Source organism: Mediterranea sp. An20, from assembly GCF_002160055.1.
Classification (GTDB): Bacteria; Bacteroidota; Bacteroidia; order Bacteroidales; family Bacteroidaceae; genus Bacteroides; species Bacteroides avicola.
In genome coordinates this window covers 1-26,326 of sequence record NZ_NFJV01000003.1, presented here as the reverse complement: position 1 = coordinate 26,326, position 26,326 = coordinate 1, and the positions used below count along the sequence as shown (strand labels likewise).

Annotated in this window: 21 protein-coding genes; 7 read left to right on the top strand and 14 right to left on the bottom strand. The window is 52.6% G+C overall.

Translation table 11 applies throughout. The features are described 5' to 3' along the window. Window positions 1–146 precede the first annotated feature (146 nt). Together B5F34_RS02515 and B5F34_RS02510 are read right to left on the bottom strand one after the other, a co-directional pair. Complete coding sequence (locus B5F34_RS02515) at window positions 147–2,216, bottom strand: right-handed parallel beta-helix repeat-containing protein (RefSeq protein ID WP_087334739.1); 2,070 nt, start codon at window positions 2,214–2,216, stop codon at window positions 147–149. Window positions 2,217–3,606: 1,390 nt separating this feature from the next. Then, on the bottom strand, window positions 3,607–3,966 hold the full coding sequence (locus B5F34_RS02510) for a helix-turn-helix domain-containing protein (protein WP_087335136.1): 360 nt from the start codon (window positions 3,964–3,966) through the stop codon (window positions 3,607–3,609). Window positions 3,967–4,136: 170 nt separating this feature from the next. Between B5F34_RS02510 and B5F34_RS02505 the strand changes: the two genes are divergently transcribed. Continuing rightward, entirely contained in the window at window positions 4,137–4,520 is a 384-nt protein-coding gene (locus B5F34_RS02505; protein ID WP_087334737.1) for a nuclear transport factor 2 family protein, read from the top strand. A gap of 201 nt (window positions 4,521–4,721) precedes the next feature. Then, window positions 4,722–5,111: an ester cyclase gene (locus B5F34_RS02500; RefSeq protein ID WP_204245568.1), complete on the top strand. Its 390-nt coding sequence runs from the start codon at window positions 4,722–4,724 to the stop codon at window positions 5,109–5,111. Between the two features lie 78 nt (window positions 5,112–5,189). On the opposite strand, the gene B5F34_RS02495 is transcribed toward B5F34_RS02500, so the two are convergent. The 9 genes from B5F34_RS02495 to B5F34_RS02450 all read right to left on the bottom strand — a co-directional run bounded on the left by B5F34_RS02495 (window position 5,190) and on the right by B5F34_RS02450 (window position 16,463). Then, window positions 5,190–6,998 carry a MutS family DNA mismatch repair protein gene (locus B5F34_RS02495; protein ID WP_087334735.1) on the bottom strand — a complete coding sequence of 603 codons (1,809 nt, stop codon included), beginning with the start codon at window positions 6,996–6,998 and terminating at the stop codon, window positions 5,190–5,192. Window positions 6,999–7,287: 289 nt separating this feature from the next. Beyond that, the gene (locus B5F34_RS02490; protein ID WP_087334733.1) at window positions 7,288–7,923 is read right to left on the bottom strand and encodes a TetR/AcrR family transcriptional regulator; all 636 of its coding nucleotides are present in this window, start codon (window positions 7,921–7,923) and stop codon (window positions 7,288–7,290) included. 329 nt (window positions 7,924–8,252) lie between these two features. Next, entirely contained in the window at window positions 8,253–9,749 is a 1,497-nt protein-coding gene (gene hutH, locus B5F34_RS02480) for a histidine ammonia-lyase (RefSeq protein ID WP_087335133.1), read from the bottom strand. Window positions 9,750–9,786: 37 nt separating this feature from the next. Continuing rightward, window positions 9,787–10,416 carry a cyclodeaminase/cyclohydrolase family protein gene (locus B5F34_RS02475; protein WP_087334729.1) on the bottom strand — a complete coding sequence of 210 codons (630 nt, stop codon included), beginning with the start codon at window positions 10,414–10,416 and terminating at the stop codon, window positions 9,787–9,789. Window positions 10,417–10,570: 154 nt separating this feature from the next. After that, on the bottom strand, window positions 10,571–11,821 hold the full coding sequence (gene hutI, locus B5F34_RS02470; RefSeq protein ID WP_087334727.1) for an imidazolonepropionase: 1,251 nt from the start codon (window positions 11,819–11,821) through the stop codon (window positions 10,571–10,573). Window positions 11,822–11,929: 108 nt separating this feature from the next. Then, on the bottom strand, window positions 11,930–12,835 hold the full coding sequence (gene ftcD / locus B5F34_RS02465; RefSeq protein WP_087334724.1) for a glutamate formimidoyltransferase: 906 nt from the start codon (window positions 12,833–12,835) through the stop codon (window positions 11,930–11,932). A gap of 94 nt (window positions 12,836–12,929) precedes the next feature. Further along, window positions 12,930–14,936 (bottom strand): urocanate hydratase, encoded by a 2,007-nt coding sequence (locus B5F34_RS02460; RefSeq protein ID WP_087334722.1) that lies wholly within the window; start codon window positions 14,934–14,936, stop codon window positions 12,930–12,932. Between the two features lie 117 nt (window positions 14,937–15,053). Continuing rightward, a complete protein-coding gene (locus B5F34_RS02455) occupies window positions 15,054–15,617 on the bottom strand; it encodes a DUF5043 domain-containing protein (protein ID WP_204245567.1) in 564 nt (187 codons plus the stop codon). A gap of 201 nt (window positions 15,618–15,818) precedes the next feature. Beyond that, window positions 15,819–16,463, bottom strand: coding sequence for a DUF6563 family protein (locus B5F34_RS02450; protein WP_087334718.1), 645 nt, complete (start codon window positions 16,461–16,463; stop codon window positions 15,819–15,821). A gap of 349 nt (window positions 16,464–16,812) precedes the next feature. Here B5F34_RS02450 and B5F34_RS02445 point away from each other — a divergent pair, with 349 nt between their 5' ends. Genes B5F34_RS02445 through B5F34_RS02435 form a run of 3 tightly spaced genes read left to right on the top strand, consistent with a single transcriptional unit; the run spans window position 16,813 to window position 20,564 of the window. Further along, on the top strand, window positions 16,813–18,180 hold the full coding sequence (locus B5F34_RS02445) for an SGNH/GDSL hydrolase family protein (RefSeq protein ID WP_087334715.1): 1,368 nt from the start codon (window positions 16,813–16,815) through the stop codon (window positions 18,178–18,180). A 13-nt stretch (window positions 18,181–18,193) separates the two neighbouring features. Continuing rightward, window positions 18,194–19,072, top strand: a complete 879-nt coding sequence (locus tag B5F34_RS02440; protein ID WP_239448763.1) for an SGNH/GDSL hydrolase family protein — start codon at window positions 18,194–18,196, stop codon at window positions 19,070–19,072. Continuing rightward, entirely contained in the window at window positions 19,056–20,564 is a 1,509-nt protein-coding gene (locus B5F34_RS02435; protein WP_087334710.1) for an MBOAT family protein, read from the top strand. The genes B5F34_RS02440 and B5F34_RS02435 overlap by 17 nt, the downstream gene beginning before the upstream one ends. 11 nt (window positions 20,565–20,575) lie before the next feature. Here B5F34_RS02435 and B5F34_RS02430 read toward each other — a convergent pair whose 3' ends face one another. Together B5F34_RS02430 and B5F34_RS02425 are read right to left on the bottom strand one after the other, a co-directional pair. Then, window positions 20,576–22,024 (bottom strand): aldo/keto reductase, encoded by a 1,449-nt coding sequence (locus B5F34_RS02430; protein WP_087334708.1) that lies wholly within the window; start codon window positions 22,022–22,024, stop codon window positions 20,576–20,578. Between the two features lie 30 nt (window positions 22,025–22,054). Continuing rightward, window positions 22,055–23,560, bottom strand: coding sequence for a 4Fe-4S binding protein (locus B5F34_RS02425; protein WP_087334706.1), 1,506 nt, complete (start codon window positions 23,558–23,560; stop codon window positions 22,055–22,057). A gap of 363 nt (window positions 23,561–23,923) precedes the next feature. Here B5F34_RS02425 and B5F34_RS02420 point away from each other — a divergent pair, with 363 nt between their 5' ends. Both B5F34_RS02420 and B5F34_RS02415 read left to right on the top strand, forming a co-directional pair. Beyond that, window positions 23,924–25,111: a DUF418 domain-containing protein gene (locus tag B5F34_RS02420; RefSeq protein ID WP_087334704.1), complete on the top strand. Its 1,188-nt coding sequence runs from the start codon at window positions 23,924–23,926 to the stop codon at window positions 25,109–25,111. 46 nt (window positions 25,112–25,157) lie between these two features. Beyond that, window positions 25,158–25,490, top strand: coding sequence for a DUF2200 domain-containing protein (locus tag B5F34_RS02415; RefSeq protein ID WP_239448761.1), 333 nt, complete (start codon window positions 25,158–25,160; stop codon window positions 25,488–25,490). Window positions 25,491–26,040: 550 nt separating this feature from the next. Here B5F34_RS02415 and B5F34_RS17685 read toward each other — a convergent pair. Further along, a partial coding sequence (locus B5F34_RS17685; RefSeq protein ID WP_204245566.1) for a hypothetical protein occupies window positions 26,041–26,326 on the bottom strand: 286 nt, incomplete at its 5' end.

Below are 26,326 nucleotides of genomic sequence, written 5' to 3'. Positions count from 1 at the left end.
TTTAGCATAATTAAAATGAATAAAGCCGGGGCGGATCGTGAGGTTCGTCCCGGCTGCTTGTTAGGAATGTGGATGCAGGCCGTGGGGAATCTGGTGAAAAGGTTCGGAATGTCGGGGGAGAGAAAAGGGGCGGTTGCCATACCTCTTTATTCATCGCAGATTCCGATTCGCTTCAGACACTCCTCTGGGAAGTATTTTTTCTCTCGGATGATTTGAAACAGTCTTTCTTTGTCAAACGGCCGGATTTCTGTTAGGGCATCGTCCGACTTGTTGTTTCTGAAGATAAGCCATTGCGGGTTGTCGGAGAGTTTTTCAATCCCGATGAAGAGATTGTTTTCCACCACGTTTCTCTTCGGAAGACTGTCGCTGGGAAGATAGTCGGCCATGAAGGGATAGGCCGTTCGGTAGGGTTCGTCTGTATAATGGACCTCGTTCAGGCGGTGTTCAAAAAGTCCTCCGGGGGCAATCAGGGCCTTATTCCAGTTTTGAAGCCGGTTGTCGGCATGTATGGCAAACTGCCCGTTTATGAACAGGTTGTTCCGGTAGCAATTGTCGGACCCTCCTCCGATCAGTGCTGCATATTTCCCTGCGTGGTAGAAGATGTTGCCTTCCACCAGCATGCCGCATGCACCGTCGTCGTGATAGACGGCGCAGGTGGTGTATTTCCCGGGAATACATGCAAATAAGTTGTTCCGCAGGACAGTCCCGCACTCAGAGGGGTTGCGTCCGTAATAGACGGCTCCCTGGTCTTCTATTTCCAGGCACACGTCGTGGATGTAGTTGTTTTCAATCAGGTGGTTGTTTCCGTGGAGCAGGATGGCCATGCTGGGTGTGTTGTATATCTCGCAATTGCGTATGCAGTTTCCCGCGCCGGTGATGTGGATGGCCGGGCGGTATGAACGCTCTATGCGGTTGTTGTCGTGGAAAAGGCATCCGCTTACCTCGTTCTCTCCGGGCTGCAGGCTCATCCGGTCTCCTCCTCCCAGCGAGACACCTCCTGCTCCCAGGTTATAGAATGTGCAATGCGATATCCGGTTCCGGCTTCCTCCTTTCCGGTTGAATGTCTGGTTGGCATACAGGTGTTGTTGCAGGCTGCCTATCTTGCCCCGTACAGGCTTTCCTGTGCCTTCGTGCAGGTATTCCTCGAACGGCTCTATTCCCAGACCCACGGAGATGGCCCAGTTTCCTGCGTTCCGGAACGTGCAGTGCTCGATACATACATTTTCCGTTTCCACAAGCGAGAGCATCAGTCCGCGGCTGCATTCGAAGGTGATATGCTTGATGGTGACATCATGCGCTTTCCACAAGTCCAGGAAGGGCTCTTCGAGCATCGAGAAGCACAATGACTTTATTTCCTGTGCGGGAGGAATGAAATACAGCGTTCCCTCTTCCCGGTCCAGATAGTATTCGCCGGCCTCGTCTGTCTCTTCCTTGATGTTGAAGGCATACCATTTGTTCCAATCGTTACCTGAGCGGAACCCGTAGAGCGTGGCTCCGTCGGTGTGGATGGTCTTTTCCTTTTTGTCCAGTTTGGCCACCCGTAGCCAGTCGTCCGCGTAGCCATAGTTGAAATAACCTCCTATCCAGATATTGTCTGTAAAGTGCCATGACGAGATGCGCAGCGAGTCATATTCCATGATGGCTCCCCGGTTGTCCATCTCTCCGTTCCGCGGCACGGAGCCGGGATCTATGACTTTTCCCATGCGAATCATCCCCCCGTTGGGCCATCTGGAAAGTCGCATGGGGAGTCCGTTGACAAACAGTTCTCCCCACGAGGGTTGCGACGGACGCGAAAAGCCCGCACTATGGATTTCTCCCCAGTCGGTGATTCCTGCCTCTTTCAGGTTGACTGACGCGACCTCACAGTTTCCTATGGTCTGTTTTTTCACCAGCCGTGGCGGGATGGGAACCCCTCCCGAGAAGACGACCTCTTCTCCCGGATAGGCCGAGATGGTCAGGCCGGAAAGTGACTCGCCGATGGAGATGCCCTGTTGGAAATAGTAGGTCCCCTGGCGTATGATGATGCGGGTGTGCTGCTTGTCGCCTTGGAGTGCAACGGCTCTGATTGCCGCTTCGAAAGTTTTGAAAGGATGTTTCCGGCTTCCGTCCTCCCGCGCTGAAGTGGAAGATGCGTCAACGAAGCAGGTGGTCTCCTTGCCGTATGAATAGCAGCAGCAAAGCAGGCACAGGCATATCCAGAATGTTGTCTTTTTCATTTCAGTATGTATTGGTTGTTCATGATGGTGCAAATCTAACTGTTTGGAATGAACCAAAGCCTGAGGTTATGGCCCTCCGGAACATCCAAAATCAGCAGGTCCGTTGGATGCATGTTGTATCTTAAAAGTATCAAACGAGAAAGTTATGACACCGCATCCAACCGATCTGACAGAAAACAGGGGGCAAGTTATAAAAAAGATAATGAATCTGCAAGAAAGAAATCAGGAAGAATTAGTTTATATCAAACACAGAGACACAAAGTTCTGTAATTATCTGTCGGAAAAAATGCCGGGAGTGCACAGAGTTCGCGGCTTCGCCGCATACGAGAGAAGGAAAATTAACTCTGTGAGCTATGGGCAAGAAAACAAAAACTCTGTGTCTCCGTGCCTCTGTGTTTCCTATCATTTAATTTTGCACATTTACTTATATAGGAAGAAAAGTAGAAGCTGTCTATGGATATAAGTAAGTGTGCAGGATTTTCCCGGATATTTCATGCCCTGCTTACAGTTTGTCGCTCTCTTTTGAAAAAGAGGTGAAAATCGCATTTTTTATAAATGCTTTCAGCGTATCTTTCACCGTATTCTATTCATATACAGATGAGTGATAATTTTTCAAGAACGATTTTTTGTAAATGGAAAACGGATATATTCCCGGCTTATTTCGCAGGAAAAAACGTACGAACAAATTCCTCCGGAAATCCTTCAAACCTTCACCCGTATTTTAATTCATTTATTGAAAGGTAAATATGGTGAAAGATACTTCCTTCACGCATCATTCACGGATTTGCGTTGTGGTTTCCTAATTTAGGTTGACTCGTTTATTGGGGAAAAACTGCTTATACTTTGAAAGCAAACTTCTTATATCCCGGAAGGAAGCTTCCAAGCGCCTGAAAGCTGACCGGTTTATCAGGACAACACAAGAAAATCACAAGCGGAAGGCTGTGAAAGATGCGTGAGAGCACGATGTTTCACATCAATATGCTGACAACTACTGAATTAGATGGCGGTGAAAGCGTGAAGGGAAGGAACGGAAAAACTTATATAGAGGGGTGTGAAACATCGGATGCAAAGGCATAACCACAGCATCATACACTGCAAACGGGCATCTGAAGCACCGGCAAAAAATGAAAGTGTCACTGTTTTGTCAACCCGTCATGGCTGCGTAGCGTAAACCTTAGAGTTATGCGGCTAAACCTGCATTTTAGCGGCGTAAAGTGCCATTTCAGCGGCGTAAAGTGGCACTTTAGACTGATTGAGTGAACGGACTGCTCCTGACGGGCGACACCTTCGCATGTCCTACCATGCTGACCGGTGGATGCTTGTCTTCCTGCCCACATACTGGCTGTGGCCGTTGGCATTCTTTATTTTCAGTATCTTGGGCATAGACCGATTAAGGATTTGCTTGCATACCATACTTCCTTTCAAATAATTCCGTATTCTTCTCTCCCCATGCAATCATGGCGTCAATAATGGGAATCAGCGTCATGCCCAGCGGTGTGATGGCATATTCCGAGCGCGGAGGCAATTCGGGGAAAATAGTTTTCGCCACCAGCCCGTCCTCCACCAATTCCTTCAGTTGCATATCAAGCACACGAGGCGTGGCTTCGGGGAATATCTTGTGCAGTTCGCTCGGGCGCAGGGCACGGTGGCGCAGTTCGTCCAGGATGCACGATTTCCATTTCGAATCAATCAGGCTCATGGTCAGCCGCAGGGGGCAATCCAAATCGACGGGTATCTTTCTTTCGTACATGGTTCTGTCGTTCTTGAATGTTATGCCGCAAAGGTAAGGATAATCTTCCACCGGCAGAATATACCGAATAATTTTTCAGTACCCGAATAATTTTTCGGTACTTGTAAGGATATGTGGCATCCCCTATCTTTGCAACCGTTAATGATAAACCAATTAAACTACAAGACATCATGAGAGCAAGTATCGAAGAGTACAAGGCAGTGGAAGCCGCTGCCTTGAAGTTTGTGAAATGCGTGGCAGAAGGCAACAGCAAGTACGCCCGCGAGTTGTTTATTGACGAAGCCGTCCTGTTCGGTTACTTGGACGGGAAGCTGGAGCACGGCAGCATCGAGCAGTTCTACCGCAATGTGGACACCGTAGGCGCAGGCGATGACTTCAAGGCACGCATCGACGTGGTGGACGTGGAGGAAACCCTCGCCGTGGTGCGCGTGCTGGAGGAGAAATGGGGAGGTCGCATCGACTTCACCGACTACCTGCTGCTGATGAAAATGGACGGCGAGTGGCGGTGCGTGGCGAAGGCATATAATCAGAATTCGGATACCATTCAGAAGTAAAAGGACGGATGCTATTCTCTTTTATGATAAGCAATCTCCCTGCCGCTGGCGTGCGGTGGGGGATTTTTTTAGAAATCTTCTCGCTCATATTCAGCAAAACTAATCTTCCGGTAACTACCTTACTTTTTAGTTACCTCTTGTCCATAAATTTAATCTACTCTATATTTGCATTCAATATCAACTAATTAAAATTCAAATCAAATGGAACAGAACAAAAAAGTAATGGAACGCTTCGTGGAGTTTATCAACACAGGCAATATGGAAATCGGACGGGAAATCATCGCTCCTAATGTAATTTTTTACGCTCCCACATCGCCCGAACCGATGACGGGGCTGGAGGGATATGCCGCCGTGCTGAATATGATGCGTGGTGCAATGCCTGATGTACATTGGACGGTGGAGGAAACAATTGCGGAAGGCGACAAGGTGATGATTCGATTCACCATGAGCGGCACGCAGACACACCCCCTTATGGGAATCCCCGCCACCGGAAAATCCATCCGCGTCACGGCGATGAACATTTATGAACTACGCGATGGCAAAATTATTCGCGAACACGGATTGCCCGACCTGTTTTCGCTCTTGGGCTAGCTCGGCGTATTGCCCCTGCCCAAAATGTAAGTCAAAGTACGTTTCGTCGCTTTCGATATGGCGGCCTGTCTGGCTAAATCATTCTGTCACCGCAATCCCCATCTTCTGCATCAGGAAGCAGGCATTCATGTTTTGCGCCACGCCCGGCCGCAGGCGGTAGCTGAAGGTCAGCGTGTCGCCCGTGATGTCTGCCTCGAAGCGGTAGTTGCGGATGCGGTCGGGGAAGGCGTCTGCCAAGGTACCGAGGGCGAGGTCATGCGTGGCAATGATGCCGTTGGCCTGTAGCGACATGAACTGACGGATGAGGGCGAGCGAGCCTTTCTGTTTGTCGGTAGAGTTGGTGCCTTTCAGAATCTCGTCGAGGATGATGAAGAGGCGTTCGCCCTCCTGAAGCTTGTCGATGATGAGTTTCAGGCGCTTCAGCTCGGCGAAGAAGTAAGATTCGTTGTCGCTCAGCGAGTCGCTGGTGCGCAGGCTGGTAAGGAGCCGCACGGGTGTCAGGGTCATGTCGGTGGCACAGACGGGGGCACCGAGGCAGGCCAGCAGGAAGTTGATGCCCACCGTGCGCAGGTAGGTGCTCTTGCCGGCCATATTGGCTCCGGTGATGATGATGAACTCCGGGCGTTGTTCCATGCGGAAGTCGTTGCGCACACAGCGGTCGCGGCGCATCAGCGGGTGTCCCAAGGCCGTGGCGCGGAAGGTGAACGATTGCTCCGTGGCATCTGTCAGCGTGGGGTAGGTGTAGTCCGGGTGGTTGTAGGCAAAGGTGGCGAGAGACATCAGGGCATCTGTCCGTCCGATGGCATCTAACCAGCCGGGCAGCGAGGCGGCATGCTGTTCTTTCCAACGCTCAATGCGCATCATCTGCCACAACTCCCAAAAGAAAGTGCCGTTCAGTACGGTGTACATCAGGTAGTTGTTTCGTTGGTCCAGTTCGTTCATCAGTCTGTTCAGTCGCAGGATGGCGTTCGAGGCGCGGCCGCTCTCTTCCTTGATGTCATGCAGCAGGGCGGCTTGCAGCGGCTGTCGGTCCATCAGTTGGAGCAGCCGGGCGTAGGTGCCCAATATCTGGAGCTTTTTGCCGTAGACGTTTTGCACGCGTGTTACCTGTCCCGTGAAGACGAAGCTCAACAGGGCGAAACACATCCACAGCAGCCCCCAGGCAGTGCCAGACAATATGCCGGTCGCCACCAGTATGAGGCAGAGCAGGTTGGTGCCTCCCACCACGTAGGGCATCAGCCGGAGCAGCGGGCGTGGACGGAACACGGATGGCGAGGCTGCCCATTCGAGCAGTTCGCCTTCGTCGGCACTCTTTCCTTTGTGCAGCAGGCCCAGGATGCGGAACTGCTGCCGGAAGTCGATCATCGCACAGAGTTCGCGCACGGCTTCCTGGCGTTTTTCTATCGCAGCTTTATCCTCCAGGTGTTGTCCCAGCCAGGCGGCGAGGCGTGTCTTGCCGGGTTGTGTGCAGGTGCGGTTGAGGTATTGGAAGAGTGAGTGCGGGCCGTAGACATCGAGGTCGAAGGCATAGAGATGTGCCGGGTCGTTGTATTCGTTTCCGTCGGCGAAGGCCGAAGTGTCGTAGTCTAAGGCAGCCAGTTCTTGGTGGTTCACTTCGGCTTCTTTCTCTGCGTAATCTTTGCGTTGAAACAGGCGGTTGTGGTATTTCACCAAGGCGAGAAAGGGCAGCATCGTGACGGCCAGTGCGCCGCCCCATGCCATCCAACCGTCGTGGCGCAGGCAGATGGCGGTAGCAATGCCACCCACAAACAGCACCACGCGTAGCAGGCTGATGCGGTAAATCTGTCGCTGCACTTGTTTCAGGTTCGCTTCGGCCTGTTCTGCCCGTCGACGGTAATCGGTCGCTATGGATTCTATGGTTTGCATTGTCTTTTCAGATTGTTTGGGGTGCAAAGATAAGATTTTTTCTAATACCTTAAAGAGGATGTATCATAATGACAAACAGCTATCATTAGCTTCGCTCAAAACCTCTTTTGACTATTTCATTAAGGTATAGTCTATCATGTTGAGCGGAGCGAAGCGAAGTCGAAACATCTCACTTAACCAATCTTGAGATTCCTCGGCTACGGAATGACAGAATGATAGGTAATCTCTATTTTGATACACTCTCTTTAAGGTATAAGGAGCAAGCGTGCAAAGGGGATGACTGTGCGGGTCAGGAGTTGCGGTGTGTCCGGATGAAGTTTTCCAGTTCGGCTGCTCCTTTGGGGGTAGAGATGCCGCGCAGGAAGGTGAACATGATGGACTCATATACTTCCAGAAAAGGATAGGTCTTGCAGATGTCGCTCTCCATGAGGATATCCAATTGCGCCTGCACCAGCTGGTTGACGATAGCGAAGTTGATGTCTTCGCGGAAGTAGCCCTGTTTCACGCCTTCTTTAAAGAACCGGATGGCTTCTTCCGTCGTGCGGTTGTTGCCTTTCTTCAGAAATTCGCAGGCGCGCGGATATTTCTGGATGTCTTCAAAGAACTTCTTGTTGGTGGCATGAAAGTGTTCGATGCTGCGCTGGTAGCGTTTCAGCAGCACTTCCATGACGTTGTCCGTAGACGAGAGATGCTCGCGTATGTAGGCTTCTTCCTGCGCCACACCGTGCCGGATGCACTCCAGCAGCAGGGTCTCTTTGTCGGAAAAGACTTCGTAGAGCGTTCGTTTGGAGATGCCGAATGCAGCGGCTATCTCGTCCATGGTTACGCTGCGTATGCCTTGTCTGGTGAAAAGTTCACTGGCCAATGTGATGATTCTTTCTTTCAGCTCTTGACGGCCTGCTGTATGTCTGGCATGTTCGTTCATAACGCATTTATTCTTTTGAAGTTGGAATGCTTGGCAATTCGGGTTTGTTTAAAATCGAAACAAAGATAAAAAAAGAAAACCCAACAGCCAAGTTGAGTTTCCTTTTTTTATTCATGACAGCCATATTTCTTTTGCAAAGTGTGTCGGAGGGAGTTAAGAGCCTATTTGAATTTTCCTCTTTTAAGATTATATTCAGCTTTCTTTGAGCCTCTTTCCGGTCTTTTTTCCCGGTATACTTCGTCACGTAGTCCGCTACGTTCCTCCGTACACCGGAAAAATATCCTCGGAAACAGCACTCAAAATAAAGCTGAGCAAAATTCAAACGGGCTCTAAAAGTCGAATTTCGTGCGGTTTAGGAAGGCTACGGTCTTGTGTATTTCCTTATACATCACGATATCGTCCTGCACGAAGGGCACCTCCTTGCGGTACTCCTTGAGGAAGCGTTCCAGCAGGGGCGATGTCTTGAGCGGGCGGTGGAATTCGATGCCTTGGGCGGCGTTCATCAGTTCGATGGCAAGGATGTGGTCCAGGTTGTCCATGATGCGGAACAGCTTGGTGGCGGCGTTGGCACCCATGCTGACGTGGTCTTCCTGTCCGTTGCTGGACACGATGGAGTCGGAGGATGCGGCGTAGCAGTACATCTTGTTCTGGCTCACCATCGACGCAGCGGCGTATTGTGGAATCATGAAGCCGGAGTTCAGTCCGGGGTTGGCCACCAGGAATTCGGGCAGACCGCGTAGCCCCATGATGAGTTGTGCCACGCGCCGTTCGGAGATGTTGCCCAGTTCGGCTAAGGCGATGCCTAAGTAGTCGTAGACCAGTGCCAAGGGTTGTCCGTGGAAGTTTCCGCCGGAGATGATGAGGTCTTCGTCGGGGAAGATGGTAGGATTGTCTGTCACCGAGTTGATTTCCGTCAGCAGCACCGAGGCCGTGTGGCGGATGGCATCTTTGGTGGCACCGTGCACCTGCGGCACGCAGCGGAAGGAGTAGGGGTCTTGCACGTGTTGCTTGGGCCGGGCAATGAGTTCGCTGCCTTCCAGCAGGCGGCGGAAGTTCTCGCCTGTCTCAATCTGCCCCTGGTGCGGACGGATGCGCTGGATGCAGTCCATGAACGGGTCGATGCGTCCGTCGAAGGCTTCGAGCGACAGGGCGGCGATGAGGTCGGCGCGGCGTGAGAGGCGTTGGGCCTTGAGGATGGCAAAGACACCGTTGGCCGACATGAATTGCGTACCGTTCAGCAGGGCCAGCCCCTCCTTGCTCATCAGTCGGACGGGTTCCCAGCCAAACTCGTCGAGCACGCTGATAGCCTCGCGTTTTTTCCCTTTATAGTAAACGTCGCCCACGCCGATGAGCGGTAGGAAGAGGTTGGCCAGCGGGGCCAGGTCGCCCGATGCGCCCAGCGAACCGCGGTCGTAGACGATGGGCAGGACGTCGTTGTTGAAGAAGTCCAGGATGCGCTGCACGGTGATGACCTGCACACCGCTGTGCCCCAGCGACAAGGCATGGGCCTTGAGCAACATCATCAGTTTGACGATGACGGGGCGTATCTCTTCGCCTACGCTGCACGCGTGGCTCTTGATGAGGTTTTCTTGCAGCGTGCCCAGTTCGTCGGCAGATATACTTTTGTTGCACAACGAGCCGAATCCCGTGGTGATGCCATAGAGCGGCTCGTCAGATTGGGCAATCTTCTGGTCCAGGTAGTCGCGGCACCGCTGTATGCGTACTTTTGCTTCAGGAGCCAGCTCCAGCTTCAGGTTCTCGGTCAGGATGCGTTCGATGAGCTCGAAAGACAGGTTGCCTGAACCGATGTAATATACATTATTCATATTATCCATGAAGAATTGAGGTTCTGAGAATGAAGAATCAGGCATTGAGCAAGGCCTTGATTTTAGCCAATAGCTCCTGTTCTTGGTTGCAGGCCTGTTGTTCCAGCCCGTCTGCTTCAGCTTGCAAGCGTGCCACCAATTCCGCATCTTTCAGTGAGGTCAGGTTGATGCGCACATTCAGTACAGCGGCCAGTACGGCGTTGCGGGCAGACATCATGGCTACGCAAGCGTCGGTCACGGCATTCTGGTTGCCTTTCAGAGCCACTTCGGCTATGCGGGGCATCAGGGTGCAGGCACGTCGGGCCACCTCCAGAGGCACCTGAGCGGCGTATTTCGTAGCTTCTTGGATGGCAGTGCTGCGGGCGACTTTTTCTTCATCGGTGTCTTTCGGCATCTTGAAGCAGGCAAACACGCGGTCGTAGGCATCGGAGTCGCGGTCGATGTCGGCGGTGAAAGCAGTCATCAACTCTTCGGCTTCTTGGGCGATGGCCTGCATGTCTTCTTGCACTTCGGCGTATTTCTTTTTGCCAATCGTCAGGTTAGCAACCATGGCGGCTAAAGCTGAGGCCAAGGCGCCGTTCAGGGCGGCGATGCTCCCTCCACCGGGAACGGGGTCGCTGCCTGCCACTTTGTTCAGGAAATCTTTTACGGTTAGTTCGGTAAGCATAATGTTTGGTGTTAAATGATAATTATTTAGCTATGAGCTACGAGCTACAAGTATAGTGACTTTAGTTCTTAGTGTGTGGCTACTCGTAACTCGTAACCCGTAGCTTGTAGCTCGTAGCTTGTAGCTCGTAGCCTATAGCTGCGGGCCAGGGCCGCTAATTCGGATGTATGATTCCTCCCTTGATCGTGGCCTGTACGCAGTTCATACCTATATAATAGGTGAGGAAGTGGTAGTTGTTTGTATTCAACACCACCAAGTCACCTTGTTTACCCGGTTCGATGCTGCCAATGCGGTCGGCACGTCCCAAGGCGGCGGCTCCGTTCAGCGTCAGCGCCGTGATGGCCTCTTCGATACTGAGATGCATGTAGATGCAGGCCAGGGCGAAGGTAAGCGGGATGGAACCGGAGAAGCAACTGCCGGGATTGAGGTCGGTGGCTAAGGCTACGGCACATCCGGCATCTATCATCTGTCGGGCAGGGGCATAGGGTTCGTGCAAGGCAAAGGCTGTAAGAGGCAGGAGGGTGGCTACCACGTCGGACTCGGCCATGCGGCGTATGCCTTCGTCGGAGGCATGCAGCAGGTGGTCGGCAGAGACGGCACCCAGTTCGGCTGCCAGTTCCGCTCCGCCAAAGGACACTATCTCGTCGGCATGCAGCTTCAGGCGGAAACCCATGTCGCGGGCGGCGGTGAGCAGGCGGCGCGACTGTTCGATGGAGAAGACACCTTCTTCGCAGAACACGTCACAAAACTCAGCGAGGTGCTGGGCGCGGACAGCAGGCATGACTTCGCGGATGAGGAAGTCTACGTAGTCGTCCGTACGTCCCCGATACTCCTCGGGCACTGCGTGCGCACCGAGGAAGGTGGGAATGATGTCTACCCGTTTACGTTCGTCGTTGTCTAAGCAACGTATCACCTTAAGTTGCAGTAGCTCCGTCTCTTTGTCCAGCCCATAGCCACTCTTGGCCTCTACGGTGGTGACCCCCATCTGCGACATCTGTTTCAGTAAGTCTTCGGCCCGGTTGCGCAGGCGGATGTGACTGCTGGTGCGGGTCGCTTTTACTGTGCTGACGATGCCTCCACCGCTCTGCATGATGCTCATGTAGCTTTCGCCCCGCAGACGTCGGCCGAATTCTTCGGCTCGTTCGCCGTCGAACACCAGATGCGTGTGTGAGTCTACGAAACCGGGCAACACACAGCGGCCGCGGGCGTTATAGTGCCAGTAGTGCTGGTAGTAACCGTCGCGTTTTTCGCCACGGTTAGGGCCGACATAGGTAATGAGACCATCGGTCACTTCGATGGTGGCATCGTCCAACACCAGCAGTTTGCCCATTTCCTTACCACGACGGGCTGTGAAGCCAGTGGGGGTGACAAGGCGGGCGTTGAAGATAATCAGGTTCTCAGTCATCTTTTAAATGAAGAATGAAGGATTAAGAATGAATAATAGGTTGAAGAATGAAGAGTGATAAATGAAGAATGGGTACGCGCTGTTTTTGCTCGGCAGATTCTTCGGTCATCATTCTTCATTTTCCAACAACCTTGCCTCCAGTACCTGCTGCATGGAGAAGTTTTCCAGTCCTAAGTAATAAGAAGCTGTGTCGATGAGTGCCTCCATGGGTACAAGTCCGATAATTTCGCTACCTACGATGCTGACACCGTAGCGGCGGGCTTCGATACGCACCAGTTCGAAGGCGCGGTAGAGGGCCGTGCGGGTGTAGTCCGTCATGTTGATGGACACCTGTGTGATGCCACGGTCTTTCAGTTCGACACCCATTGCCTTGCAGTAGCGCAGACCACCGCCAATGAAACGGATTTTCTTGGCGATGCCGTGGGCTATCTCCAAGCTGGGAGTGGAAAGGTTGATGTTGTAAGCCACGAGCGGCATACGCGCGCCGATAGCTACGGTGCCGGCGGTGGGATGTCGCTCGGCGGGTCCGAAGTCGGGCTTCCATTCGGGCTGGTGTATCTTTTCGGCCATACCTTCGAACTCGCCCTTGCGGATGGCAGCCAGGTTTTCGCGGTGGGGAGCCGTTGCCGATTTCTCATACAGGAAGACGGGCACGCCGTAGCGGTCGGCCACGGCTTGGCCTACTTCTTTAGATAAGGCGATGGCATCATCCATTGTCACGCCGCGGATGGGAATGAAGGGAACTACATCGGCAGCACCCATACGCGGATGTTGACCCGTGTGTTGGTTGAGGTCTATTACGCTGACAGCTACACCGATGGCTTCGAGCACGACATCGCGCAACGGTTCGGGTTCGCCCACTACGGTTACCACGAGGCGGTTGTGGTCTTCATCGTTGTTGTAGTCCAGCAGTTTTACGCCTTTCTTTCCACGGAAAGGAGCCACGATTTGGTCTATTTTCTGCAAGTCGCGTCCCTCGCTGAAGTTGGGGACACATTCCATGATTCGGTTCATATAGAATAGGTTTTAAGGGTTTGACATAGAAGCCCCACCAACCTCCTCCGTGGGGAGGCTTCTGATACAATGGGAGATCTTCACATGCTGTATCTTAAGCTCCCTCACGGGGGGAGTTGAGGGGGCTTATACATTTCTCAATCAATGCATCGTCGGCCACGTAGGGCATGGTGATGCAATAGCCATCGGCATGCGTATGGTTAAATTCGTCGGCTGTCTCCATGGCATGCGGGTTGCGTGCCCACGAACGTCGTGCCACACCGCCCATCACGTCCCACAGCATGGCCGAGCGGAGTATGCGGTCCACCCGTTCCGAGCCGTCGCACACCATGCCAAAGCCACCGTTGATAGCCTTGCCGATACCCACGCCGCCGCCGTTGTGCAGGGCGACGAGGCTCATGCCACGGGCACAATTGCCGGCGAAGCACTGCACGGCCATATCGGCCATGATGTTGCTTCCGTCCTTGATATTGGCCGTTTCGCGGAAGGGAGAGTCGGTGCCGCTCACGTCGTGGTGGTCGCGTCCCAGCATGATAGGTCCTACCTCGCCGCGGCGTACCATGTCGTTGAACTTCAGCGCGATGCGCAGCCGTCCTTCGGCATCCTGGTAGAGAATGCGTGCCTGTGTGCCGACTACGAGGTTGTTTTGCTCCGCGTCGCGAATCCAGTTGTAATTGTCGCGGTCCTGTGCCCGTCGGGCAGGGTCGATGCAACTCATGGCGGCGTGGTCGGTCTTCACCAAGTCTTCGTGCCGTCCGCTGAGGCATACCCAACGGAAAGGCCCGTAGCCATAGTCGAAAAGTTCGGGGCCCATGATGTCCTCTACGTAGCTGGGGAAGATGAAGCCCTGCTTGTCATCACCGTTGCGGGCGATGTCCGGATTGCCGGCATCGTAGACGGCCTTCATGAAGGAATTGCCGTAGTCGAAGAAATACGTACCGCGTTCTACCAACGTGCGGATGGCATGGAAATGGCGGCGCAATGTTTCGTCCACCCGTGTGCGGAAGCCTTCATGGTCTGTGTGCAGCATGGCGGTACGCTCGTCGAAGGTCAGTCCTGCGGGACAATAGCCTCCATCGTACACGGCGTGGCACGATGTCTGGTCGGACAGCAAGTCGATGAATATGTTTTCTTTTACTGCATATTCCAGCAAGTCCACGATATTGCCATGATAGGCGATAGACATAGGTTTTCCCTGGCACTTGGCTTCTTGTGCCCGGTCGAAAGCTTCGGTCATACTGTCCGTCACACTGCCTACCCAACCCTGTCGGAGACGTGTCTCGATGCGAGAACTGTCTACCTCGGCGATGATAGCTGCCGCACCTGCCATTTCCGCCGCTTTGGGTTGTGCACCGCTCATGCCTCCCAGTCCGGAGGAAACGAACAGCCGCCCGCTCAGGTTCCCGTCCTGCGGGATGCCCAGCTTCAGGCGTCCGGCATTAAGCAGCGTATTGAATGTACCATGGACGATGCCTTGCGGGCCGATATACATCCAGCCTCCGGCAGTCATCTGCCCATAGTTGGCCACACCCAGCTGCATGGCTGTGTGCCAGTCTTCCTGGTTGTCATAGAGTCCTACCATCAGGGCATTGGTGATGATGACGCGCGGTGCGTCGGGGTTTGAACGGAACAGGCCCAACGGGTGTCCACTCTCCACGACCAGTGTCTGGTCCTGCGTCAGTTCTTCGAGGTACATCTTGATGAGGCGGTACTGCATCCAGTTCTGGCAGACCTGGCCCGTTTCGCCGTAAGTCACCAGCTCGTAGGGATAGAGTGCGACATCGAAGGCGAGGTTATTGTCTATCATCACCTGGAAAGCCTTGCCTTCGATGCACTTGCCTTTATACTGGTTGATGGGTTTGGCCTTGAGGTCTCCTTCGGGGCGGTAGCGGTATCCGTAGATGCGGCCCCGGGTGCGTAGCTCTTCAAGGAATTCGGGTGCCAGTTGTTCGTGCAGTTCTTTGGGAATGTAGCGCAGGGCGTTCTTCAGAGCCGTGGCGGTCTGCGCGGGGGTGAGGGTATAGCCACGGTCGGGTGCCCGCCGGATACCTTCGATGAAGGCCGGGTAGGGGGGCAGTTGGTTGCTGAGGGTTATCTTCATGGTTCGGGTTTCATTTTGTCACGGAGACATTGGTTAATGAGCCGCAAGTTATGAATTAATCCCGATATTTGCAAATATGTATTGGGATTTCTTGGCAAAAAGATATCTTCTACCTTTTTATTTATCTTTTGTCGAGTCCGGGTCTACCTGCCCTCCGGGTGTCAGTGGAGTACTTTTGATGGTGACGTTGGGGTCTTGCGTCCAAAACATGAAGATATAGTTCAGTTTTTTACCAACGGCAGACGGTGTGAACCGGACGTTCTTTTTTAGCTCTACTTCTATTTCCCGGTATACAGAGACTGGAACTTGGGTATATATCTCTGCCAATTTTCCCGTAGTGAAATTGAAAACTACATCTGCAATTTTTCCCGTAGCAGATTCAATATATAACACTATTGTTAGTTCTCTCCCGTTGATTCGGGCCTTAATTTCCGGGGGAAAAGCTTTGTTGACGATGGCGAAACATTGTGGTTTTGTATATGGTTCCCTGGCAAGCGGCGGTTTTCCCGGAGTGAATTCATACCTTTTTCCTGTGGTCATGTCAATTTGCTCTGTTTTGTAATACGTACACTCGGCGTTGTAGAGACTGACCATAGATGCCTTGTTCACATCGCACTGGTAAGTGTAGCCGTTCTCGTGGAATGTCTTGGTCTCGGGATAATAGTTGGTTTGTGCTGTCAAGTGGATGCAGTTGCAGCACAGCGACAGAAAAAGAAAAGTAAAAATGGTTTTCATCAATGTTTCTGTTTTCAAAAATCTTTTTGGCTTTGGTTGTATTATTCTCTCCTCCTTCTATCGGTACACCGCTATCTGCCCCCTTCAACTACAATATCGCTGTCCCATGTATCCCGCCACACTTTGATTTCCTTACAGAAGGTTCCTCTACTTTTCCTCCTCTTTCTTAGCATCGCGTAATCTTTGTAGATACCTGCCCGTAACCTCTGCCGCTTCGCTTGTTTCTTTCTCAAACTCCTTCTGCCACTCCGGATATTCTGTCAGCAGTTGCAGCATGCGCTCTTTGTCTACAAAAGACGAACGTCCCGTCTCCAAGTCCAGTTCGTAGTAGACGCGCTGGTCTATCAAGCCCGAAGCCTGGATGGCATCGCCCACTTCGCCGCGCAGTTTCTGTGCATCTGCCGGTGTCAGTGTTTCGGTGGCTGCCTGTCCTACGGGTTGTGCCGTGTAGAATATGTGTCTCTCAATTTCCAGGGCAGGGGCATACCAGCCGCCCAGCCGGTAGCGTTTGTAGCGCATCTTGCGGCAGTTGACGTAGAGGGCCGTATCAATGCGTACGGCATAGCACCGTTTGCGCAAGTAGCGGCAGAGGCCGTGGTTATCGTGTGCTTCTATGCGGTAGTCGCCGCCTCCCATCAGGTAGAGCTGGTTCTTGGTGCGGCGTTCCACGCGCAGGGTGCTGACGGTGTCGCCACGTTCTTCGCGCAGTTCATCGATGTTGGCGTAGATGATTTGCTGGGCGGTGGCGGGCAGGCCGAATACGAAGACGAAGAGGCAGAAAAAGTATTTCATAGGTTATGGTATTTTCCGCAGGTTATTCTGTTGCAAAGTAAATCATTATTTTGCAGTCATGCCAGTGGAAAGGGCACATTTTTTTTCAGTCAGGGCAGGATTGTGCCCGTATGCAACAGCGTTCCGGCCTTATAGGCTAAGTAGCGTACTGCTTATCGCTTTGCAGCGCGGTGCCTATTGCTTTGCAGCGCGGTGCTTATCGCTTTGCAGCAGAAGGGAATGTCTTTCTTCTTTTCCAGCTCCTTTCTTCCCAGCTCTTTCTGCAAGTTTCTTCCTCCTGTCTGCATACTAATTCCGTCTATAGTTATATCTTTGCGGTCTGATAGAAATAAGCGTTAGGAATGAATATATGAAAAAGAACGTTTTGCGAAATACCGCCCTGCTGGCCTGCCTGGTGCTGGCTGCCCTGCTGCTGATGCACCTTCTGCCCGCGCTGGAGGTGGGCGGACATCGGATGAGGCGCGTGGACTTGCTGTCGGATGTGCGCCGCCTTGCCCCACCCGTAGACGACCCCGACTCGTTGTTGCCCCCGCCACCCAAGGTGAAGCCTGCCTTTGTGGACTCCTGTCCGCCGGGCATGACCTGCATTGAAGACTATGGCGACAGCACGCACCGGGGTATGGAAGCCTTCTACCGTGCCCTGGACGAGGCAGGCAGCCGGCCCGTGCGCATTGCCTACTTCGGCGATTCGTTTATCGAAGGAGATATTTTCACGGCCGACCTGCGCCACTTGTTGCAGGAGCGTTACGGTGGCTGCGGCGTGGGCTATGTAGACATTACCTCGCAGACCTACGGTTTCCGTCCTACCGTGCGCCATGCTTTCGACGGCTGGCAGAGCCATGCCTGGACAGACAGTCTGGGCTTTGACGCCAAGCTTCAGGGCATGGCGGGGCGTTACTTCCTGCCCCGACCGGGTGCTTACGTCGAACTGCGCGGACAGAAAGACTACGCTGCCCATTTGGATACCTGTCGGGAGGCAACCCTCTTCTTCCTCAGTTCCCAAACGGTGGAGCTGGCTGTAAGCCGGAACCGGGGAGCGGCACAGACACAGACCTTCGCCCCTTCGGCACACGTGCAGACGGCTCGCGTGGAGGGACGCATCGGGCAAGTGCGCTGGACGGTGCAGCAGGCCGATTCTGCCGTATTCTACGGACTCAGCATGGACGGCGACCAGGGTATCGTGCTGGACAACCTCTCTCTGCGCGGCTCAACGGGACTCTCCATCCGCAGCATTCCTCAAGAACGTCTGAGCGACTTCAACCGCCTGCGGCCCTACGACCTTATCGTGCTGCAATATGGCCTGAACATCGCTACCGAGCGCGGCAAAAACTACGACCGCTACGCCGCCGGCATGAATACCACAATCGGACATCTGAAAGCAGCTTTTCCCCAAGCCTCTATCCTGCTGGTGGGGGTGGGTGACCGCGACTACAAGGATGAAGACGGTAACCTGCGCACCATGCCGGGCATACGCAACTTAGTGCGCTACCAACAGAATCTGGCGGCCGACAATGGCATCGCCTTCTGGAATCTCTTTGAAGCGATGGGGGGCAACCTGAGCATGGCCGGACTGGTAGAGGCGCAGCCCCCTATGGCCAACAAAGATTATACACACATCAACTTTCGCGGAGGCGAGCACTTAGCCGGGTTGCTCTACGAAGCATTGGTGCATGGCAAGAAGGAATACGACAGGAGGCGTGCTTATGAAGCAGAGTAAGTGCAGGTGCCGTATGAGAGCACTGCTGGTTTGCCTGGTTCTTTCTGTTTGCGGAAAGCTGTGGGCGCAGGACGCTCTGCCTCCCCTCCCGGCCGTTCCGGCAGTCATGGCGGTGTGCGATACGCTGCCCCTTTATTCGGCACGGACAGACACGGTGGCTGTGCCTCCGCTGGCGTTCCCCTCCGCTTTCCTTCAAACGACAGATAACTATCTGACGGACAGTGTCGGTCTGCTCAATCCATTTTGGGAGAAATTGCGTCTGCTGCATGCCGGTGCTTCGGACGATACAATCTGCATTGTCCATATCGGCGACAGCCATGTGCGCGGACATATCTTTCCGCAAACCACGGGGACGCTGTTGCAGCAGGTGTTCGGTGCTCTTACTTATATCGATATGGGCATCAACGGTGCCACCTGCCGCAGCTTTACCCGCCCTGAACGTGTGGAAGCAGTGGCGGCCTTGCATCCCGACCTGCTGATTTTGTCTTTCGGCACCAACGAAGCACACAACCGCCGTTACCTTTCCAGTCTGCACTATAGACAAATGGCGCAGCTGGTACGGCTGTTGCAGCAGGCTTTGCCTCATGTGCCGATGTTGCTGACCACCCCGCCTGGTGCCTATGAGCGGGTTCGTCGCCGAGTCTACCGCATCAATCCGCGTACCCAGGTTGCCGTGCAGACCATGCGCCGCTTTGCCGACGACAACGGTCTGGCTCTATGGAACCTGTACGAAATAGGAGGCGGCGCGAGACGTGCCTGCCGCAACTGGTGGGAAGCCGGTCTGATGCGTCCCGACCATATTCATTTCTTGCCCGAAGGCTACGACCTGCAAGGGCGATTGTTGTTTCATGCTCTTTTAAAAGCCTATAATGATTATGTGGAATCTGAATGAACTCCTTGCCGGACTCGATATTGACCTGGCCCGCCTGCGTGATGTCTTCCTATACGACCCGCACGCTCCCCTCATCTTCAGCAGCGGACTTTTTGTCTGGTTGTTTGCCGCCTTTGCGGTAGTCTATCTGCTGTTGCAGCGGCGTATGACGGCCCGCCTGCTTTTCGTTACAGCTTTCTCTTATTACTTCTATTATAAGAGCAGCGGCATGTATTTCTTCCTGCTGGCCGTGGTTACGGTGAGCGATTTCTGCATTGCCCGGCTGATGGAACGCGCATCGGTACAGTGGCAGCGTAAGGCCTGGGTGGTGCTGAGTCTGACGGTCAATCTGGGGCTGTTGGCCTACTTCAAGTACACCAACTTTCTGGGTGAGGTCTGGGCTTCGCTGACGGGCGGGACATTTACGGCATTGGATATCTTTCTGCCTGTGGGTATCTCGTTCTTCACCTTTCAGTCGCTCAGCTATACCATCGACGTTTACCGGAAAGAAATCAGACCTCTTACCAATCTGCTGGACTACGCTTTTTATGTATCCTTCTTTCCGCAGTTGGTGGCGGGGCCTATTGTGCGTGCCCGCGACTTCCTGCCTCAGATACGCCGCCCGCTCAATGTTTCGCCCGAGATGTTCGGTCGGGGCGTTTTCCTCATTTTTAGCGGTTTGTTCAAGAAGGCAGTTATCTCGGACTACATCAGTGTGAACTTTGTAGAACGTATCTTCGATAATCCTACGCTCTATTCGGGCGTGGAGAATTTACTGGGAGTCTATGGTTATGCCTTGCAGATATATTGCGACTTCTCGGGTTATAGCGACATGGCTATCGGTTTGGCACTGCTACTGGGTTTTCATTTCAATATCAACTTCCGTTCGCCCTACAAGTCGGCTTCGGTTACGGAATTCTGGCGTAGATGGCACATCTCACTCTCGTCGTGGCTGCGCGATTATCTCTATATATCGCTGGGGGGTAACCGCAAGGGTAAATTGAGGCAGTATGTCAACCTTATCATCACTATGTTTTTGGGTGGTCTGTGGCATGGAGCCTCGTGGAATTTCGTCTTGTGGGGCATGCTGCACGGTGTGGCTCTGGCTTTGCATAAAGCCTGGATGCAGTTTATGGGTCGTCCTAAGGGTTGGCAAAGCCGGGGAATCCGTCGGGTATTGGGCGTGGTTGTAACGTTTCATTTCGTGTGTTTCTGCTGGATATTCTTCCGCCATGCCTCCTTTACTGATGCCATGTCTATGATTCAGCAGATAGGTACGGCCTTCCATCCCGAACTTTTGCCGCAGCTTCTGGCTGGTTATCCGGCTGTATTCGCATTGATGGCTTTAGGCTTTGTGTTGCATTTCCTGCCCGACAGTTGGGAAGAAGCAGGGGTAAAAACAGTAACGCGCCTCCCCCTGTTGGGAAAGGCGCTGTTGCTGATTGCTTTGATTTATGTGGTTATTCAGATGAAGAGTGCAGACATCCAGCCATTCATCTACTTCCAATTCTGAGGTGAGGACGGCTATTGCCAGCCTCTACGCCGGCGATGCTGTTGTCTTTTGCCTCCCGTTTTTTCCTGCTTCAGATTGTCCACATAGTGCGCGATGCGGTGCAATTCGTGTGGGATGTTGATGCCTTGCGGGCAGTGCGGGCTGCATTGATTACATCCGATGCAATGGTCGGCCTGTCTCAATTTAGGCACGCTGCGGTCGTAGCCTATGAGGTAAGCACGGCGGGCACGCTGGTAGTCTTCGTCTTGCGGGTCGGCGATGATGTTTCCCTCGTTGAGGCACTTATTATAGTGCAGCAGCAATGCAGGAATATCAATTCCATAAGGGCAGGGCATACAGTATTTGCAGTCGTTGCAGGGGATAGTGTCAAACTGCATCATCTGGGTGGCGGTCTGTTGCAGGAAGTCGAACTCATCGTCGGTCAGCGCTTTCAGGGGCGAGTAGGTAGAGAGGTTGTCTTGCAGGTGCTCCATGCGTGTCATACCGCTTAGTACGGTCAGCACGTCGGGAAAACTTCCTGCAAAGCGGAAAGCCCATGAGGCTATGCTGCGTTCTGGTTCGCGTTGTTTCAGTCTTGCCACAATGCGGTCGGGCACATTGCTTAACCGTCCCCCCAACAGCGGCTCCATGATGACGGCGGGTATGTGTCGTTTAGCAAGTTCGTTGTACAGATATTCGGCATTTGTGTTTGTCGGGTTGATTTGCTTGGCATACTTCCAGTCCAGGTAGTTCAGTTGTATCTGTACGAAGTCCCATTGGTAGCGGTCGTGTTCGGCAAGCAGATGGTCGAACACGCGGATGTCGCCGTGGTAAGAGAAGCCGAGGTTGCGGATACGTCCGGCACGTCGTTCTTCCATCAAGTAGTCCAATACACCATTGTCTATATAGCGTGCTTCAAATTCCTTCATGCCATCTCTCCCCATGCCTATGCCATGCAGAAGCAGGTAGTCTATGTAGTCAGTCTGCAGTTGTTTCAGCGAGTTCTGGTACATGGCGATAGAGGCTTCGCGGCTCCATGTAGATGGCGCGAAGTTACTCAGTTTGGTGGCAATGAAGTATTTGTCTCTGGGATGTCGGCTTAGTGCGATACCTGTGGCGCGTTCCGAGCCTCCGCGGCAATAAGCGGGGGAGGTATCGAAGTAGTTCACACCATGTTCCAGTGCATAGTCTACCAGTTGGTTCACGGTTTCCTGGTCAATTTCTTCGTTACCTTCGCGGGCGCTTCTTCCACCTACCGACGGCAGTCTCATCATGCCGAAACCCAATAGCGATACCCGGTCGCCCGTTTTCGGGTTTGTCCGGTAAGTCATTTCTCCGGTGATGGCCGTATCTGCCTTGTTCTTGCCGGCAGGGTTGGAGGCGTTGTGGCAGGCATATAATCCAGCTGAAGCCAGTCCGGCAGCTCCGGCTGTTTTCAGAAAGTCGCGGCGGCTGATTGCCTTGTTTTGCTTTTTGTCCATTGTCTTGAGCGTTATGTTTGGTATCCGGGTTTATACAATGTGTTGCACTTCGTGTCCTTCTACATAGATGGCGCTGAAGGGGCGGGCAGGGCACAGGTTCTCGCAGGCTCCACAGCCGATGCACCTCTCCACGTTGATGGCGGGAATTTTCGGCGAGTCCGGATCGGACGGGTCGGAGGGAATCATCTGTATGGCTCCCGACGGACAGTGGCGGGCACAGTTGCCGCAGTCTACGCCGTCGGTCAGGGGCACACAGTTTTCTTTTACCCATACGGCATGTCCTACCTGTGTAGATACCTTTTCTGCCAAGTCAGTCAGGTGTATGGCGCCCGTGGGACATACTTCGGAGCAGCGTTTGCATTCGGGGCGGCAGTAACCGCGTTCGTAAGACATTTCGGGCTGCATCAGTTTCATCAGATTGGTGGACGGGCGCAGCACGCCGTTGGGGCAGGCCGACACGCAGAGTTGGCACCCCGTGCAATGTTGGGCAAAATGGCGGGCGCTTTGTGCTCCTGGGGGCAGGATGGGAGTCTGGCGGTCGGGAATCTTTTTATCTTCTATGGCGGCCAGTCCTCCGTCTACCTTCTTTTCTTGTGCCTTGACCAATGCAGTGGCAGCTACCAATGCAGTGGCAGTCAGGAAGCTACGTCGTGAGTTCCCGCCTTCGTTGCTGGGTTGCTCGGGGCTGGGAGCCACAGCCGGCTTGTGCTTGCCATAAGCATAACGATAGCTGATGGCTCCGTGTTTGCATGTGTCTATGCAGTCCATGCAGGCCACGCAGCGGCTATAGTCTATCTGATGCGCTTTAGAGTTGATGCAGGCAGCCTTGCAATGGCGTGAGCAGAGGGTGCACGAGTTGCATTTGGCTGTATCAATTGTGATGCGGAACAAGGCAAACCGGGAGAGGAACCCCAATACCGTGCCCACCGGACAGATGGTGTTGCAGTAGGTGCGTCCGTTGCGCCAGGCAAGCACGATAAGTATCATCACCGTTGCCAGGGCAATGAAGAATGTGGGCAAGCTTTTCAGCCATACGTCTGTGGAGTAAAAGGCGTAGCTGTCGGCGCGTTCGGCGAAGTAAGCCAACAGGTTGTTGCCCCAACGGTACACCGGTGCGAACAGGTTGGCGGCAATACGGCCGTAGGAACTGTATGGGGCCAGCAGGGCTACCAGCGAACCGATGCCTGCCAGCAGGGCGACAACAAACACGCCCAACACCCCGTAGCGGAGCCATGACAAGGCAGGCGAATAAGAAAAACGGTATTTTTTCTTCTTGCGCCGTCCGTTTATCCATGAGACTATGTCCTGAAACACACCCAGCGGGCAGATGACCGAACAATACACACGACCCAATACTAAGGTCAGTATTACCAACAGGACAATGATGCCTGCATTCAGTGCCAGAACGGCAGGCAGAAATTGAATCTTGGCCATCCAGCCGAACCACAGATGCGCGCTTCCCGTGAAGTCGAGAAACAGCAGTGTGATGTAGGTAAAAAATAAAATGGCCAGCGTTAGTCTTAATTTGCGTAACATAATAGTTAGTGTTTAAGCTGTATATGAATCCTATCGGTTGCAAAGGTAAGAAAACTTTAGCAATGTGTCATCTATACAAACTACAGAATATCTAACCTATTTTACAGAAATACACCAGACAAGGAGCGAAAAAGAAATGGACGTGGAGCGTGAACAAATCTCTTATATATAAGAAGCAAATGCCAAAGCGCTAGGAAGTGGGGTGCTCATATATAAGAAGCGGAGTCCTAATATATAAGAATCGGACTGCTTTTTGGGTCTTATAAGGCGTATATATGAATTATCTTTTTTATCTTTGCGTCCCAACAAACCTATTTTATCCGGCAGCAACCGTTTTCGGGCTGCCTTATTAGATGTACGGTAATGGAACAACGTATTGGTAGTAATCCTCGCATTGAGGTGGTAGATGCTTTGCGCGGGTTGGCTGTTATGGCCATCATTCTGGTGCATAACCTGGAACATTTTATTTTCCCGGTCTATCCGGCTCATTCTCCTGGCTGGCTGAACGTGTTGGATCAGGGAGTGTTCAATGGGGTCTTCAGCCTGTTTGCCGGGAAGGCGTATGCCATATTTGCCTTGTTGTTTGGTTTCACATTCTATATTCAGACCAATAACCAGAAGAGGCAGGGCAAGGACTTTGGTTATCGCTTCTTGTGGAGGCTGGTCTTGTTAGCAGGATTTGCCACGCTGAATGCGGCCTTTTTCCCAGCCGGCGATGTACTGCTGCTCTTTGTGGTGGTGGGGCTGGTGCTGTTCCTGACCCGTAACTGGAGCGATAAAGCTTTGTTGGTGACTGCCGTGTTCTTCCTCTTGCAGCCGGTGGAGTGGTATCATTATGTGGCCAGCCTGGTCAATCCGGCCCATCAGTTGCCCGATTTGAAAGTGGGCGAGATGTATGCCGAGGTGGCCGAATCTACCAAGTCGGGCGACTTCTGGACATTTCTGGGGTGTAATGTCACGCTGGGGCAGAAAGCCAGTCTGTTGTGGGCAGTCAATGCCGGGCGTTTCGTGCAGACGGCCGGTCTGTTCCTCTTGGGCTTTTATATAGGTCGAAGGCGCTTTTTCATTCCTTCTGAGAGCAATTACCGCTTTTGGGGCAAGGTGCTGATTGTGGCTGCCATTTCATTTGCTCCGTTATATACGCTGAAAGAATTGGTGGTGAAGAATGACGCTTTGGTGCAGCAGACGGTGGGGACGGCCTTTGACATGTGGCAGAAGCTGGCGTTCACCTTTGTGCTGGTTGCCTCGTTCGTGCTTCTTTATTCCGGCAAAAACTTCAGCAGACGGGTGAATAACCTGCGTTTTTACGGCAAGATGAGTCTGACCAACTATGTGACGCAGTCTATTATAGGTGCTATCATTTATTTCCCGTTTGGGTTGTATCTGGCTCCTTATTGCGGATATACGGTGAGCTTGTGCATCGGCATCTGTACTTTCTTGCTTCAGGTGCGGTTCAGCAAATGGTGGTTGGCGCGTCATAAGCAAGGACCGCTGGAGTATGTCTGGCACCGGTGGACTTGGTGGGGGACGGATAAAACGAAAAAGAACTAACTGCAGGAAGAAAGGTGGGGCGATGGATAATGAAAAAGTCTTTTCGATGAAATTCTCCCAAGTGTATCCTCTGCTGGTCAATAAGGCGGAAAGGAAAAAACGGACGAAAGCCGAAGTGGATCAAATCATTTGTTGGCTTACGGGATATGACGGGGAGTCTCTGGCGCGGTTGTTGCGGGATGAGGTGGATTGCCGGACTTTCTTCGGGCAGGCTCCTTGTATCGACCGGCAGGTGGAGAGCATCAAAGGCAGCGTCTGTGGTGTGCGCGTGGAAACCATAGAAGACCCTTTGATGCGTAGAATCAGGTGTCTGGATAAGCTGATTGACGATTTGGCCAAAGGCAAGGCTATGGAGAAGATTATTCCGCGCAGTGTATGAGAAACTATTTTTAATCCCTATGTTTGCAATAGGCTGTTTCTTGTAAGCATATTGCAAATATAGATTCTTAGTATTGTTTGTGTTTGTTCGAGATGCTGAGTCGCTGAATGGTAGAGTCTTGTTGTTGGTCCCATCAGTCTGTGGATAGGAGCAACTGGAGAATGGGAAAAAATGCTTCCTTCCCTATTTTCCTCTATGCGCCACAACAGGTGCCTCTTTTATCTTCACTGTCAACGGAAAAGACTCTATGGTTCGGCGGCTTGGCATTTTAGATGCAAGCAATGCATAATTTATTTCACGCAAAGCAAAATTCCGTTTGAATAGGTGCAAGACTTGAATAATAATGAGGGGCGTTGTGCCCCTTTTTATTTCTTTTTTGCTTGGGTGGTAGTCTGCATTTCCCTGTTTTTCGAATTTTTTCCTTTCCTTTCTTCTGTCTTTCTCCCTTATATATTATATAATAATGTGTCCATCTTTCCCCCTTCCCGTTTCCCCGCCAGTTTCCTTGTTCTTATAACTAACTTGTTATCAGCGCATTTATAAAATATTTTTATAATTCCCGGAAAAAACCTTTGTGTATATTTGGTGTTTGTGGGAATAAGGTGTACTTTTGCACCCGCTTTCGGCAAGGGAGCGTCGCTGTTTGAAAGGTCAGTTTCAGTATTCCGTTTTCCGCGGTTGTTTTTTCAGAAAAAAAAACTTCCGGAAAATTTGGAAGATATGCGAAAAAGTCCTTAACTTTGCAGCCGCTTTCGCTTCCTGACGGATGCGTAAAAGAGAGATCCTTGAAAGGTTTACATAAACAGAACAAGTAGTACAAGAGCGGAACCTCTTTT